We start from the raw sequence: 14,588 nt of genomic DNA on the forward strand, positions 1-14,588 counted from the left end.
GTCCGGCGTTTGAGGACAAGGCCCGTTCAGGGCCGGAGCGGGGGTCTGGGGGCGCAGCCCCCAGGGATGGGAACGGGTAGGGGCGGCGGGGGCGAGAACTCACATACGCGACACGTTTCGCTCGTACACCAGCCGCAGCCCGATCAGCGTCAGCCACGGTTCGTGTTCGTCGATCACCGACGCCTCGCCCAGCACCATCGGCGCCAGCCCACCCGTGGCGATCACCGTCACATCGTCCGGGTCCTCCGCCAGCTCCTTCGCCATCCGGGTCACCACGCCGTCCACCTGACCCGCGAACCCGTAGATGATCCCCGCCTGCATCGCCTCGACCGTGTTCTTGCCGATCACCGCCCGGGGCCGAGCCACCTCGATCTTCCGAAGCTGCGCCCCCTTCACCCCTAGCGCCTCGACGGAGATCTCGATCCCGGGCGCGATCACGCCACCCACGTACTCCCCGCGCGCGGACACCGCGTCGAACGTCGTCGCCGTACCGAAGTCGACGACGATCGCGGGCCCCCCGTACAGCTCGACCGCGGCGACCGCGTTGATGATGCGGTCCGCGCCGACCTCCTTGGGGTTGTCGGTGAGGATCGGTACGCCCGTCTTCACGCCGGGTTCGACCAGCACCGCCGGCACATCGCCGTAGTACCGCCGCGTCACCTCGCGCAGCTCGTGCAGCACCGACGGCACGGTCGCGCAGATGGCGATCCCGTCGATGCCGTCGCCCAGCTCGTCGCCGAGGAGGGGGTGCATGCCCATGAGGCCCTGGAGGAGGACCGCGAGTTCGTCGGCGGTGCGGCGCGCGTCCGTGGAGATGCGCCAGTGCTCGACGATCTCGTCGCCGTCGAAGAGCCCGAGGACGGTGTGCGTGTTTCCCACGTCGATGGTCAGCAGCATGGCCTTGTACCTACTCCGCCGCTCGCAGGTCGAGACCGATGTCGAGGATCGGCGAGGAGTGGGTGAGGGCGCCGACCGCGAGGAAGTCGACGCCGGTGTCGGCGTATTCCTTGGCGTTCTTGAGGATCAGTCGGCCCGAGACCTCCAGGACGGCGCGGCCGTCGACGACCGCGACCGCCTCGTCGCACTCACCGGGAGTGAAGTTGTCCAGGAGGATCAGGTCGGCGCCCGCGTCGACGACCTCGCGCAGCTGGTGCAGGGTGTCGACCTCGACCTCGATCGGTACGTCCGGGAAGGCGTCCCGTACGGCCTTGAAGGCCTGGGCGACGCCGCCGGCGGCGACCACGTGGTTGTCCTTGACGAGGGCCGCGTCCGACAGGGACATGCGGTGGTTGACGCCGCCGCCGCAGCGGACCGCGTACTTCTCCAGGGCGCGCAGGCCGGGAGTGGTCTTGCGGGTGTCGCGGACCTTGGCCTTGGTGCCCTCCAGGACGTCCGCCCACGCGCGCGTGGCGGTCGCGATGCCGGACAGGCGGCACAGGAGGTTGAGGGCGCTGCGCTCGGCCGTGAGGAGGTCGCGGGTGCGGGTGGTGACGGACAGGAGCTTCTGGCCCGCCTCCACGCGGTCGCCGTCCTCGACGTGCCGCTCGACCTCGAACTCGTCGGTGCAGACCACGGAGACGACCGCCTCGGCGATCCGCAGACCGGCTACGACCCCGCCCTCTCGGGCGGTGAAGTCGGCCGTGGCGCGGGCCTCCTCGGGGATGGTCGCGACCGTCGTGACGTCGACGCCGTGGTCGAGGTCCTCCTGGATGGCGACGTTGGCGATGTCCTCGACCTCAAGGGGGTCGAGGCCGGCGTCGGCGAGGAGGGCGGCCAGCGCGGGGTCGAGGCCGCACTCAAGGTAGACGTCGTCGGTGTCGGCGCCACAGGCGCAGCCGTCGCCGCAGCCGCCGCTCTGGGCGAGGGGAAGGTCGGGGGTGCTCACGTCTGTCACTGCTCCTGGGGACGGTGCTCCGGCTGATGCGGCCGGGTCGGGGGGAAGTCTGCGGTGTCGGTGGTGTGTACGGCCAGCGTCCGGTCGGGATTCAGTCGTACGACGATGTGGCGGTGCCAGGTGGTGTCGTCGCGCTCGGCGTGGTCCTCGCGCCAGTGGCAGCCGCGGGTCTCCTCGCGGAGGCGGGCGGCGGCGACCAGGACGCGGGCCACGCACAGGAGGTTGGTGGCCTCCCAGGTGTCGACGCCGGGCTCGGCGGTCTTGCCGTTCTCGTCGAGGGCGCCGCGGGCGGCGGCGTGCAGTCGCTGGAGGGCCTCGGCGGCGGTGTCCAGGGAGGCGGCGGAGCGCAGGACGCCGGCGCCCTCGGTCATGATGCGCTGGATCGTGAAGCGGGTCTCGGGTTCGAGGAGCGGGTGCGCGGGCTTCTCGGGGTGCGGGACGGGAGCGGGCACGCGCGCGTGGAGGCCGTCTCCGGCGTGGCTCGCGGTGATGTCGGCGACGATGCGCTCGGCGTAGACCAGGCCCTCCAGGAGCGAGTTGGAGGCGAGCCGGTTGGCGCCGTGGACGCCGGTGCAGGCGACCTCGCCGCACGCGTACAGCCCGGGGACGGTCGTACGGCCCCGGGAGTCGGTGCGGACGCCGCCGGAGGCGTAGTGGGCGGCGGGGGCGACCGGGACGGGCTCGGTGACCGGGTCGATGCCGTGGGCGCGGCAGGAGGCGAGGATCGTCGGGAAGCGGTGCTCCCACATGTCGGCGCCGAAGTGCCGGGCGTCCAGGAACATGTGTTCGGCGCCCAGTTCCTGCATGCGGCGCATGATGCCCTTGGCGACGATGTCGCGGGGCGCGAGTTCGCCGAGTTCGTGCTGGCCGGTCATGAAGCGCACGCCGTCGGCGTCGACGAGGTGGGCGCCCTCGCCGCGTACCGCCTCGGAGACGAGCGGCTGCTGGCCCTCGGCGTCGGCCCCCAGGAAGAGCACCGTGGGGTGGAACTGGACGAATTCGAGGTCGCTGACCTCGGCGCCCGCGCGGAGGGCGAGGGCGACGCCGTCTCCCGTCGACACGGACGGGTTGGTGGTCGCCGAGAAGACCTGGCCCATGCCGCCGGTGGCGAGGACCACGGCGGGCGCGTGGACGGCGCCCACGCCGTCGTGCTGGCCCTCTCCCATGACGTGCAGGGTCACGCCCGCTGTACGGCCGTCGGCGTCCGTCAGGAGGTCCAGGACGAGCGCGTTCTCGACCGTGCGCAGGCCCCGCGCGCGGACGGCCTCGACGAGGGCGCGGGAGATCTCCGCGCCGGTCGCGTCGCCGCCCGCGTGCGCTATCCGGCGCCGGTGGTGGCCGCCCTCGCGGGTCAGCTCCAGTCCTCCTTCGGAGGTCTCGTCGAAGTGGGCGCCGGTCTCGATGAGCCGTCGTACGGCGTCCGGTCCCTCCGTGACGAGGATCCGTACGGCCTCCTCGTCGCACAGGCCCGCGCCCGCGACCAGGGTGTCGTCGAGGTGCTGTTCCGGGGTGTCGCCCTCCCCCAGGGCCGCCGCGATGCCGCCCTGGGCCCAGCGGGTGGAGCCGTCGTCGAGGCGGGCCTTGGTGACGACGACCGTCCTGAGGCCGGCCGCGTCGCAGCGCAGGGCCGCGGTGAGTCCGGCGACGCCGGAGCCGACGACGACGACGTCCGCAGCGAGGGCCCAGCCGGGGGCGGGAGCGTGCAGCCGTATGCCGGTGGCGGTGCCGGCGCGGCCGGCGGTGGGGCCTGTGGTGCTCACGAGGCGGCTCCGGGGGTTCCGAAAGTGAGAGGGATGTTGTCGATCAACCGGGTCGTCCCGACCTTGGCTGCGACGGCGAGGACGGCTTCGCCCGTGAAGTCGTCCGGGATCTCGGTGAAGTCGGCGGGGTCGACCAGGGCGAGGTAGTCGAGGGCCAGTGGGGGCTTGAGACGGGCCGCGTCGTCCAGGAGGAGGCGGGCGGCGGCCCGGACGGCGGCTGGACCGCCGCCGGGGACCTTGGCGACGGCGTGGGCGTCGGCGGCGGCGCGGGACTCGCCGATGGCGCTGAGGGCCTGGGCACGCGCGTGCGTGGCGGGCACTTCGCGGGCCCGCGCGCGCAGCGCCTCCTGCGCGGCGTGCCGGTCGCTGCCGGCGAACAGGGCCTGGGAGAGGGCGAGCGCCGTACGCCGTTCCTCGGTGGAGAGGTAGCGGTTGCGGCTGGACAGGGCCAGGCCGTCGGCCTCGCGCACGGTCGGTACGCCGACGATCTCCACGCCGAAGTTCAGGTCGCGGACCATCCGGCGGATCATCGCGAGCTGCTGGGCGTCCTTCTGCCCGAAGAAGGCCACGTCGGGCCGGGTGAGGTGGAGCAGCTTGCCGACGACGGTGAGCACGCCGTCGAAGTGCCCGGGGCGGGTGGCCCCTTCGAGCCGCTCCCCCATGGGGCCCGCGCTGATCCGCACCTGGGGTTCGCCGCCCGGGTAGACCTCGTCCACCGAGGGGGCGAACACGGCGTCCGCGCCCGCCTGTTCGGCGAGTTTCACGTCGGCGTCGAGGGTGCGCGGGTAGCGGTCGAGGTCTTCGCCCTCGCCGAACTGGAGGGGGTTCACGAAGACGGTGACGACGACCTCGCCGTCGGGGCCGGCGATCTCGCGCGCGGTGCGGACGAGGGTGGCGTGGCCCTCGTGCAGGGCACCCATGGTCATCACGACGGCACGCGTGCGTGCGTGCCGTGTGACCTCATCCTTATCAGGGATGCGCTCTGACGCGCGGGCGTTCAGTTCGGCTGCCGTGAGCAGCAAGCGGGTCATCGGGCGCCTCCCTCGGTGCCGTTGCCGAGCACCCCGAGGAGGTCCTCCGCCAGCTCCGGCTTCAGGAGGCCGTGGGCGAGGGCGCGGTCGGCGGTCGCGCGGGCCATCGCCAGGTAGGCGGCGACGCTCTGCGGGGAGTGCTTGCGCAGTTCCGCCACGTGGGCGGCGACCGTACCGGCGTCCCCGCGCGCGACCGGCCCGGTGAGGGCCGCGTCCCCGGAGCGCAACGCGTTGTCCAGGGCGGCCCCGAGGAGCGGGCCGAGCATCCGGTCGGGGGCTTCGACGCCGGCCGTGCGCAGCAGTTCCATGGACTCGGCGACCAGGGTGACCAGGTGGTTGGCGCCCAGGGCGAGGGCCGCGTGGTAGAGCGGGCGGCTCTCCTCGGCGATCCATTCGGGCTCGCCGCCCATCTCGATGACGAGGGCCTCGGCTGCCAGCCGCAGTTCGGGGCGCGCGGTGACCCCGAAGGAGCACCCGGCGAGCCGCTGGACGTCCACGGGAGTGCCGGTGAAGGTCATGACGGGGTGCAGGGCCAGCGGCAGCGCGCCGGCCCGCAGGGCGGGGTCCAGGACCTTCGCGCCGTACCGCCCGGAGGTGTGCACGAGGAGCTGTCCCGGCCGTACGGCGCCGGTCTCCGCGAGGCCCTCGACGAGGCCGGGCAGGGCGTCGTCCGGGACGGTCAGCAGGACCAGGTCGGCGCGCTCCATGACCTGGGCGGGCGAGACGACGGGCACGTCCGGGAGGAGCTGCGCGGCGCGGCGGACGGAGGCGTCGGAGACCCCGGAGACGGCCACCGGACGGTGCCCCGCGAGTTGCAGGGACGCGGCCAGCGCGGGGCCCACGCGTCCGGCGCCGACGACGCCGACGGTGAGCCGTGCGGGGCGGTCCCTGGGGTCTGGCTGTTGGAATGTACTCACTCGACGGCGGCCTTCCCGTTCCAGTCCGCTCGGGGTACCGGACGATGTACCGGACGATTTCTCGTCATGTTAACGCGATCGGTCCGAGGGGCGTCCGGTTGTCCACAGGCTGTGGGTTGTCGCGGGCCGTGGGCATGTGTCCGGTACGGAAATACGGATGCCCGCGCGGCGGGGCGGGCGGGATGATCCGGAGCATGAGCGATACAGCGGGGCAGACGGAGGAGCGGTCGGCGGAGGACCGGTTGCGGGAGCGGCGCCGGGTCGCGGTGCGGGAGGCGCGGCGTGTGCTGTGGCGCGGAGGGTTCGCCGACACCATCCGACAGCGGCTCGCGCTGCTGGCGGAGGCCGCGCCTGAGGTGTACGACGTCGACGAGACCGCGGACATGTACGGCAACGGCGTCGTGGCGGCCCTGGAGGAACGTGTCGCGACTCTGCTGGGCACGGAGAGCGCCGCGTTCTTCCCCACGGGCACGATGGCCCAGCAGGTGGCCCTGCGCTGCTGGGCGGCCCGCACCGGCAGCCCCACGGTCGGCCTGCACGCCCTGGCCCACCCCGAAGTGCACGAACGGAACGCGTTCGGCCAGGTCAGCGGATTGCGTACGGTACGCCTGACCAGCGAGCCCCGGCTGCCCACCGCCGACGAGGTGCGCGACTTCGAAGAGCCTTTCGGCACGCTGATGCTCGAGTTGCCGCTCCGGGACGCCGGGTTCGTCCTGCCCACCTGGGAGGAGCTCACCGAGGTCGTGGAGGCGGCGCGCGAGCGCGACGCGGTGGTGCACTTCGACGGAGCGCGCCTGTGGGAGACCACCGTCCACTTCGGCCGCCCCCTGGACGAGATCGCGGGCCTGGCGGACAGCGTCTACGTGTCGTTCTACAAGTCCCTCGAAGGTTTTGGCGGTGCGGCGCTGGCCGGCCCGAAGACGCTGGTGGAGGAGGCGAAGACCTGGCGGCACCGGTACGGCGGCATGATCTTCCAGCAGTTCCCCACGACGCTGTCGGCTCTCGTCGGCCTGGAGCGGGAGCTGCCCCGGCTGCCGGAGTATGTGCGGCACGCGCGCGTGGTGGCCGCCGCGCTGCGGGAGGGTTTCGCCGAGGCCGGTGTGCCGTGGGCGCGCGTGCACCCCGAGGAGCCGCACACCCATCAGTTCCAGGTCTGGCTGCCGTACGACCCCGACGCACTGACGGAGGCGGCGGTGCGGCAGGCGGAGGAGACGGGCACCTATCTGTTCGCCGCCTACTGGGACCGCGGCGGTCCCGGCCTGGCCATCACCGAGGTCACCGTCGGCGCCCCCGGCCTGGAGTGGACGGCGGACGACGTGAAGGCGGCGGTGACGGAGTTCGTGGCGCGTGCTCAGCCGGCCCCGCCCGCGCGCACGAGCCCGGTCTCGTAGGCGAGGACGACCACCTGCACCCGGTCCCGCAGCCCCAGCTTGGTCAGGATGCGGCCCACATGGGTCTTCACGGTCGCCTCCGACAGCACCAGCCGGGCCGCGATCTCACCGTTGGACAGACCCTGGGCGACCAGGATCATGACCTCGCGCTCGCGTCCGGTGAGCCGCTCCAGCTCCTTGTGCTGGGGCTGCTGGCCGGTGCCCGGCAGCAGGGGCGCGAAGCGGTCGAGGAGCCGCCGGGTCGTCGAGGGCGCCACGACGGCGTCGCCGCTGTGCACGGAGCGGATGGCGGTGAGGAGTTCACCGGGCGGCACGTCCTTGAGCATGAACCCGGAGGCGCCCGCCTTCAGCCCGGAGAAGGCGTACTCGTCGAGGTCGAAAGTGGTCAGGATCAGCACCTTGGGCGGGTTCTCGCCCTGGCAGATGCGCCGGGTCGCCTCCACCCCGTCGAGCTTCGGCATGCGGACGTCCATCAGCACCACGTCGACCTCGGTCTCCCGCAGCACCTGGAGGGCCTCGACGCCGTCACCCGCCTCCGCCACGACCTCCATGTCCGGCTGGGCGTCGAGCACCATCCGGAACCCGGTGCGCAGCAGCACCTGGTCGTCGACGAGCATCACGCGGATGAGCATGGCGGGGTCCTCCGGTAGATCGAACATGCACACTCATATCGAACGTGCACGTGTCAGTGAGCGGGTTTGAGCGGCAACAGGGCGCTGATGCGAAATCCGCCGCCCGGGCGCGGGCCCGCGTCCAGGGTGCCGCCCACCATGCCGACGCGCTCGCGCATGCCGATCAGGCCGTGCCCCTGTCCGTCGGCGCCGCCCTCCTCGTACAGCTCGTGCGGGGCGCCCTTGCCGTCGTCCTCGACCAGCAGGCCGAGACCGTCGTCGAAGTAGACCAGGCGCACGCTCGCTCCGGTGTTCGGGCCGCCGTGCTTACGGGTGTTGGTGAGCGCCTCCTGCACGATGCGGTACGCCGTCAGCTCCACGCCGCTGGGCAGCGGGCGCGGGGTGCCCTCGATCTTGAAGTCGACGGGGAGACCGGCGCCACGGCACTTCTCGACGAGGTCGTCGATCTGCTCGACGTCGGGCTGCGGAACGTACTCCCCGCTCTCCTTGTGCTCGCCGGTGCGCAGCACGCCGAGCAGCCGGCGCATCTCGGCGAGGGCCTGGCGGCCGGTGCCGGAGATGGTCTCCAGGGCCTTGCGGGCCTGTTCGGGGGCGGAGTCGAGGACGTAGGCGGCGCCGTCGGCCTGGACGACCATCACGGAGACGTTGTGCGCGACGACGTCGTGCAGTTCGCGGGCGATGCGGGCGCGCTCGGCGGCGACCGCGACCTTGGCCTGTGCCTCGCGCTCCTTCTCCAGGCGGGCGGCGCGCTCCTCCAGCTGGGCGAAGTAGGCGCGGCGGGTGCGCAACGAGTCGCCGAGCACCCAGGCGAGGGCGAACGGCACCGCCAGGAAGACCACCAGGGCGAGATTGCCCGCGGTGCTCGCGTCCTTCTCCGGCCAGCGCAGCTGGGACAGCGGGGCCGCGCACAGACCGCCGATCAGCGCGAACCGCGAGGCCCAGCGGGGACCGCTCGCCGCGACCGTGTAGACGATCACCAGCATGGCGAAGTTCGCGGGCAGCGGCTCGACGTCCAGCGCCAGCTGCACCACCCCGACCGCGGCGGCCAGCACGAGCATCCGCTCGGGCAGGCGCCGGCGCAGGGCGATCACCAGGCACAGCAGGAGCGACACCAGGACGATCGCCACCCGGGACTGGGAAACCCCGGTCTCGCTCCCGACGGCTCCGCCCAGCGCGGAGATCCCGAACAGGCAGACGGCCCAGAAGCCGTCGACCCATGTCGGGTGTCTGCGAAGGAAGTCATAGACGCGTTGCACGTAACCCAGAGTAGGGAAGCGTTCTGTGCGCGGGGGTCAACCGGAGGGCCGATCCGCAACGCCCCGGCGTACTCCCCAAGGTGGAGACCCCGTCCCCTGGGTGGCGGGGGTCCGCGCCCTAGCCTGACCCCGTGGCAGGAGAGACGGTGGGCGCGGCGGTGGGCGGAACAGCGGGCGAGTGGCGTGGCTGGCGTGCGGCGACGCGGGAGGCGCTCTACGGCGAACAGGGGTTCTACCTGCGGCCCGAGGGCCCTGCGGGGCACTTCCGTACGTCCGTCCACGCGTCGCCGCTCTTCGCCGGTGCCGTGGCCCGGCTGCTGTGCCGGGTCGACGAGGCGCTGGGCCGTCCCGCGTCGCTCGGCTTCGTCGACATGGGCGCCGGCCGGGGCGAACTCGTCACCGGCGTCCTCGGGGCGCTGCCCCCTGAAGTGTCGGCACGCGCGCGTGGGTACGCCGTCGAGCTGGCCGACCGCCCCGTGGACCTCGATCACCGCATCGAGTGGCTGCCCGAGCCCCCCGAAGGTGTCACGGGGCTGCTGTTCGCGAACGAGTGGCTGGACAACGTCCCCGTGGAGGTCGCGGAGGTGGACCCGGCGGGCGTACCGCGCCTGGTTCTCGTACGACGGGACGGCACCGAGCGGCTCGGGGAGCCGGTCTCCGGGGCGGACGCGGAGTGGCTGGCGCGGTGGTGGCCGCTGCCGCCGGAGCCGGGGACGCGGGCAGAGATCGGGCTCCCCAGGGACACCGCCTGGGGAGCCGCCAGAGCCACCGTCGAGCACGGCCTCGCCGTCGCCGTCGACTACGCGCACACGGCCGGCGCCCGGCCGCCCTTCGGGACGCTCACCGGCTTCCGGGCGGGCCGGGAGACCGCGCCCGTGCCGGACGGCTCGTGCGATCTGACCGCCCATGTGGCGCTGGACGCCTGCGCGGGCCCGGGAGCACGCCTGCTGACCCAGCGGGAGGCCCTGCACGCCCTCGGGGTGGCCGGCGGGCGCCCTCCGCTGTCCCTGGCGTCCACGGACCCGGCAGCGTACGTACGGGCCCTGGCGGGCGCGGGAGAGGCCGCCGAGCTGACGGCGACGGGCGGGCTCGGGGACTTCGGGTGGCTGATGGAGCCGGCGGGCATCCCCGACCCGCTCCTCTGAGGACCCGCTTGTCGAGCCTCCGCGCTACTTGTCGATGTCCCCGACCACGAAGAACAGCGACCCCAGGATCGCCACCATGTCCGAGACCAGCGTCCCGGGAAGCAGTTCCGTGAGCGCCTGGATGTTGTTGAAGGACGCCGAGCGCAGCTTCAGCCGGTACGGGGTCTTCTCGCCCTTGCTGACGAGGTAGTAGCCGTTGATGCCGAGGGGGTTCTCGGTCCACGCGTACGTGTGCCCCTCGGGCGCCTTCAGGACCTTCGGCAGCCGCTGGTTGATCGGGCCGGGCTCCAGCTCGGCGATGCGGTCGAGGCAGGCGTCGGCCAGGTCGAGCGCGTTGTGCGTCTGCTCCAGGAGGCACTCGAAGCGGGCCAGGCAGTCGCCCTCCTGCCGGGTGACGACCTTCAGGGTGTCCTGCAGCTCCCCGTACGCGAGATACGGCTCGTCGCGGCGCAGGTCGAAGTCCACGCCCGAGGCGCGCGCGATCGGCCCGCTCACGCCGTACGCGTGCACCGCCTCCGCCGAGAGCGCGCCCACACCGCGCGTGCGCCCCCGGAAGATCTCGTTGCCGAGCACCAGGTCGTCGAAGCGGTCCATGCGCGAGCGCACGGACGCGACGGCGGCACGCGCGCGCGTGGACCAGCCCGCCGGGAGGTCCTCCTTGAGGCCGCCCACGCGGTTGAACATGTAGTGCATGCGCCCGCCGGAGACCTCCTCCATGACGTTCTGGAGTTCCTCGCGCTCCCGGAAGGCGTAGAACATCGGGGTGATGGCGCCGAGCTCGATCGGGTACGAGCCGAGGAACATCAGGTGGTTCAGGACCCGGTTCAGCTCCGCGAGCAGTGTGCGCGTCCACACCGCGCGCGTGGGGACCTCCATGCCGAGCATCCGCTCCACGGCGAGGACCACGCCCAGCTCGTTGGAGAACGCCGACAGCCAGTCGTGCCGGTTGGCCAGCATGATGATCTGACGGTAGTCACGCGCCTCGAAGAGCTTCTCCGCACCGCGGTGCATATAGCCGATCACCGGCTCCGCGTGCTGGATGCGCTCACCGTCGAGCACCAGCCGCAGCCGCAGCACGCCGTGCGTGGACGGGTGCTGGGGCCCGATGTTGAGCACCATGTCGGTGCTCTCCGCGGCGCCGCCGACCCCGACCACGGTCTCCGTGGGACCCGTCGTGAGACTCATGGACACAGTCTGTCGTACGTACGCTTGCGGCATGGAGACCGGGAGCCCGGATACCGCGGGCGGAACGCGAGGCGAGCGGCACGGCGAGCCGGTGTGGACCGGGCTGCCCCGGGACCTGCTGCGGATGCGCCGGCTGCTGCTGGTGGTGTGGCTGGTGCCGCTGACGGTCGGTACGGGACTGCTGCTCGGCCTGCTCTGCGGCCCCGCCTGGGCGGCCTTCGCGCTGCTGCCGCTCGCCCTGCTGCTGTGGGGCTGGCCGATGCTGGGCCGCAACTGGGCCTCCTGGCGGTACGCCGAGCGCGCCGACGACCTGCTGATCAGCAGGGGTGTGCTGTGGCGCGAGGAGACGATCGTGCCGTACGGGCGGATGCAGCTGGTCGAGGTGACCTCGGGGCCCGTCGCGCGGCACTTCGGGCTGGCGAGCGTGCAGCTGCACACGGCCGCCGCCGCGACCGACGCGCTCATCCCCGGCCTCGAACCGGCGGAGGCGGAACGGCTGCGGGACCGGCTCACCGAACTCGGCGAGGCACGATCGGCGGGGCTGTGACGACTCCCGGCACCGACACGGACGTACCCATAGGGAACGGCAGGCAGCCGGTCGTCGAGCAGCGGCTGCATCCTGTGACGCCGCTGCGGCGCGCGTGGGCGCCGGTCGCCGTGCTCATCGGGTGGGCGGTGCACGACCCCGACCAGGCACAGCGCCAGCTGACCCGGCTGACGACCACGACCCTGCTGCTCGGGCTCGCCGTGTGTGTCGTCGGCGGCGCCCTGTACGGCTTTCTGACCTGGTGGTTCACTCACTTCGCGGTGACCGACACCGAACTGCGCATCCGTACCGGCCTGTTGTTCCGGCGCACCGCGCACATCCGGCTCGAACGCATCCAGGCCGTCGACATCACCCAGCCGCTGCTGGCCCGGGTCGCGGGCGTCGCCAAACTCAAGCTGGACGTCGTGGGGACGGACAAGAAGGACGAGCTGGCCTACCTGGGCGAGGGGCACGCGCGTGCCCTGCGGGCCGAACTGCTCGCCCGCGCAGCCGGTTTCGCACCCGAGACCGCGCACGAGGTCGGCGAGGCACCCGTACGGCAGCTGCTGCACATCCCCGCGCGCGTGCTCGCCGTCTCCCTGGTGCTGACCGGCGCGACCTGGGGCTCGCTGGCCGCCGCCCTGGTCGTACCGCCGTTCCTCTGGTTCGCCACCCACAGCCTGTGGACGGTGCTCGCGACCGGCGTTCCGCTGCTCGGCGCGGCGGGCGCGAGCAGCGTGGGGCGGTTCGTCGCCGAGTACGACTGGACGGTCGGCGAGTCCCCGGACGGGCTGCGCATCGACCACGGACTGCTCGACCGTACGCACGAGACGGTGCCGCCCGGGCGGGTGCAGACCGTACGGATCGTGGAGCCGCTGCTGTGGCGGCGGCGCGGGTGGGTCCGGGTGGAGCTGGACGTGGCGGGCTCGTCGAACTCGGTGCTGGTGCCGGTGGCGCCGCGCGAGATCGCGGAGGCGGTCATAGGCCAGGTGCTGCCCGGGGTGAAGGTGCCCGCCTCGCTGTCACGGCCGCCGCGCCGGGCGGCCTGGTGCCTGCCGTTCTGGTGGCGCGGCTACGGGATCGCCGTCACCGACAGCGTCTTCGTCTCCCGGCACGGGCTGCTGCGCCGCAGCCTGGCCCTGGTCCCGCACGCCAAGGTCCAGTCCGTACGGATCAAGCAAGGGCCCTGGGCGCGCTTCAAGGGCCTCGCGGACGTCCATGTGGACACGGGGGCCAACAAGACCGTCACAGCCGGTCTACGGGACGCGCAGGAGGCCGCGGAGCTGCTGCGGGGTCAGGCGGAGCGGTCCCGGACCGGTCGGCGGGACGCGCGACCGGACCGGTGGATGGCGTAACAGGTGCGTGCGGAACGGGCCTGACCGGACGTCAGGAGACCGCGCTCCGCAGGCCCTGCAGGTCGATGTGCTCGGTCTCGTCGTGCGCCGTCAGGTCGATCACCTGACCGATGCCGACCCCGCGCGACTCCTCGTCCGCGGGCTTGAACTGCGCCTCGGACTCCGCCTTGTGCAGCGCGAGCGCCTCCTGCCCGACGACGTCGGCGAGGTCCTCGTTCTGCACGGACTCCAGCGCGGCCGACGCCGTCTCCTTCTGCGTACCGAAGAAGTCGAACCCGCCCTCGGCGGTGGGCCTGCGCATGGGGGCGGTCGTCGGTACGACGGCCACCGCGGTCGGCACGGTGTAGTGCCCGGTGCCGCGCACGGGCTTGGCCGGCTTGGCCTCGGCGGGAGTTGCGGCGGCTCTCGTGTGCCCACGGGCCGCCTCGGGCTTCCCCTTCGCCTCGTCCTCCTGCGCGGCCTCCGCCTTGTCGGGGGCGGGACCGTCGGAGACGGCCTCGGAGACCACGGCGACATCAGCGGGTATCTCCGCCGTCTTCGCCGTCTTCACGTCGGCGGGGGCCGTCTCGGTCTTCGTCCGGGTCTCGCCGTCGAACCTGGCCAGCGCCGCCCGCGCGCGCAGGAAGAGCGAGGAACCCTCCGGGGAGAAGACCGCCGGTGCCGCCGGGGTCTCCTCGTCGGCCTCGTCGTCCGTCTCGGCCGTGTCGCCCGTAGTCCGCGCGCCGACCGCGCCCAACGCCGCCGAGACGCCGGCCGCCGCCGCGTCCAGCGCGGCAGCGTCGGAGTCCACCACGTCGGCCTCGTCCGCGAGGTCCGCCGACTCGCCGGAGCCGACCGGAAGCGCCCGCGCCGACCCCGTACCCGCCTTCACGTCCTCGTCGACGTCCGCGTCCGCGCCCGAGCCCTGGGCCGGTACCGCGGCCTCCAGCTCCAGCAGGCGTCGGCCCTCCAGCGCGCTGGCCCGCTCGGTCTCCGCCGTGGCGTACCGCCGCAGCAGCGCCGCGTGCTCGTTGCGCAGCCCCTGCAGCTCGGCTCGCTTCCCGCGCAGCTTCTGCTCCAGCTTGACGCGCAGCTCGCGGGACTCCTCCAGGTCGGTCTCCAGCTCGGCGATGCGCTCCTCGTGCCGCCAGTCGTCGCTCGCCCGCGCGCGTGTGAGGTCGGCGACCTGCTTGCCCGCCTCCGTGTCCCAGCGGCGCATGACCGCCGCGCCCACGACGGTGATCGCCGCGGCGAACGCGGCGATCACCCGGAGGACGCCGGTATCCGTGAACACCCAGGGCCCCAGGGCGCAGACGAGCGAGACGCCCGCGATCGCCGCTGGAGGCAGCAGCCGGTGCAGAGGTGGTGAATGGCGGTGACGTCCACGTGGCATGGCCAGAAACTTACCGCGCGTAGGCGAATCTTGGTGCCCCGCCCGGTAAAAACACAGCCGCCCCAGACCCTTCACAGGCCGTACGGCCCTTGGCCTCGGGCCTCGACGCGCCCCTCCCGCGCGC

At 73.0% G+C, this 14,588-nt stretch carries 13 protein-coding genes; 4 read left to right on the top strand and 9 right to left on the bottom strand.

Annotated elements, in window-relative coordinates; all coding sequences use genetic code 11:
• Positions 1-99 precede the first annotated feature (99 nt).
• The 5 genes from ACWCRB_RS37515 to ACWCRB_RS37535 are packed head-to-tail and all read right to left on the bottom strand — an operon-like array spanning position 100 to position 5,602.
• A complete protein-coding gene (locus tag ACWCRB_RS37515; protein WP_105970850.1) occupies positions 100-897 on the bottom strand; it encodes a type III pantothenate kinase in 798 nt (265 codons plus the stop codon).
• 10 nt (positions 898-907) lie between these two features.
• A complete protein-coding gene (gene nadC, locus ACWCRB_RS37520; RefSeq protein WP_451000331.1) occupies positions 908-1,885 on the bottom strand; it encodes a carboxylating nicotinate-nucleotide diphosphorylase in 978 nt (325 codons plus the stop codon).
• A 5-nt stretch (positions 1,886-1,890) separates the two neighbouring features.
• A complete protein-coding gene (locus ACWCRB_RS37525; RefSeq protein ID WP_451000332.1) occupies positions 1,891-3,654 on the bottom strand; it encodes an L-aspartate oxidase in 1,764 nt (587 codons plus the stop codon).
• Positions 3,651-4,685, bottom strand: a complete 1,035-nt coding sequence (gene panC / locus ACWCRB_RS37530; RefSeq protein ID WP_451000333.1) for a pantoate--beta-alanine ligase — start codon at positions 4,683-4,685, stop codon at positions 3,651-3,653. Before panC ends, ACWCRB_RS37525 begins: the two co-directional genes overlap by 4 nt.
• A complete protein-coding gene (locus tag ACWCRB_RS37535; RefSeq protein ID WP_235475889.1) occupies positions 4,682-5,602 on the bottom strand; it encodes a Rossmann-like and DUF2520 domain-containing protein in 921 nt (306 codons plus the stop codon). Before ACWCRB_RS37535 ends, panC begins: the two co-directional genes overlap by 4 nt.
• A 194-nt stretch (positions 5,603-5,796) precedes the next feature.
• Here ACWCRB_RS37535 and ACWCRB_RS37540 point away from each other — a divergent pair, with 194 nt between their 5' ends.
• Complete coding sequence (locus tag ACWCRB_RS37540; RefSeq protein WP_451000334.1) at positions 5,797-6,993, top strand: threonine aldolase family protein; 1,197 nt, start codon at positions 5,797-5,799, stop codon at positions 6,991-6,993.
• Here ACWCRB_RS37540 and ACWCRB_RS37545 read toward each other — a convergent pair.
• The gene (locus ACWCRB_RS37545) at positions 6,954-7,625 is read right to left on the bottom strand and encodes a response regulator (RefSeq protein WP_451000350.1); all 672 of its coding nucleotides are present in this window, start codon (positions 7,623-7,625) and stop codon (positions 6,954-6,956) included. The genes ACWCRB_RS37540 and ACWCRB_RS37545 overlap by 40 nt on opposite strands.
• 53 nt (positions 7,626-7,678) lie before the next feature.
• The gene (locus ACWCRB_RS37550; RefSeq protein WP_451000335.1) at positions 7,679-8,881 is read right to left on the bottom strand and encodes a sensor histidine kinase; all 1,203 of its coding nucleotides are present in this window, start codon (positions 8,879-8,881) and stop codon (positions 7,679-7,681) included.
• Between the two features lie 131 nt (positions 8,882-9,012).
• On the opposite strand from ACWCRB_RS37550, the gene ACWCRB_RS37555 reads away from it, so the two are divergent.
• A complete protein-coding gene (locus tag ACWCRB_RS37555) occupies positions 9,013-10,026 on the top strand; it encodes an SAM-dependent methyltransferase (RefSeq protein ID WP_451000336.1) in 1,014 nt (337 codons plus the stop codon).
• Positions 10,027-10,050: 24 nt separating this feature from the next.
• Here ACWCRB_RS37555 and ACWCRB_RS37560 read toward each other — a convergent pair whose 3' ends face one another.
• A complete protein-coding gene (locus tag ACWCRB_RS37560) occupies positions 10,051-11,211 on the bottom strand; it encodes an NADH-quinone oxidoreductase subunit D (RefSeq protein WP_451000337.1) in 1,161 nt (386 codons plus the stop codon).
• A 31-nt stretch (positions 11,212-11,242) separates the two neighbouring features.
• Between ACWCRB_RS37560 and ACWCRB_RS37565 the strand changes: the two genes are divergently transcribed.
• Positions 11,243-11,758, top strand: coding sequence for a PH domain-containing protein (locus ACWCRB_RS37565; RefSeq protein ID WP_451000338.1), 516 nt, complete (start codon positions 11,243-11,245; stop codon positions 11,756-11,758).
• Complete coding sequence (locus ACWCRB_RS37570) at positions 11,755-13,092, top strand: PH domain-containing protein (protein WP_451000339.1); 1,338 nt, start codon at positions 11,755-11,757, stop codon at positions 13,090-13,092. The genes ACWCRB_RS37565 and ACWCRB_RS37570 overlap by 4 nt, the downstream gene beginning before the upstream one ends.
• A gap of 31 nt (positions 13,093-13,123) precedes the next feature.
• Here the strand turns inward: ACWCRB_RS37570 and ACWCRB_RS37575 are convergent, their stop codons facing one another.
• Entirely contained in the window at positions 13,124-14,464 is a 1,341-nt protein-coding gene (locus ACWCRB_RS37575) for a hypothetical protein (protein WP_451000340.1), read from the bottom strand.
• Positions 14,465-14,588: the final 124 nt, after the last annotated feature.

The sequence above is a fragment of the Streptomyces sp. NPDC002156 genome (assembly GCF_053593675.1).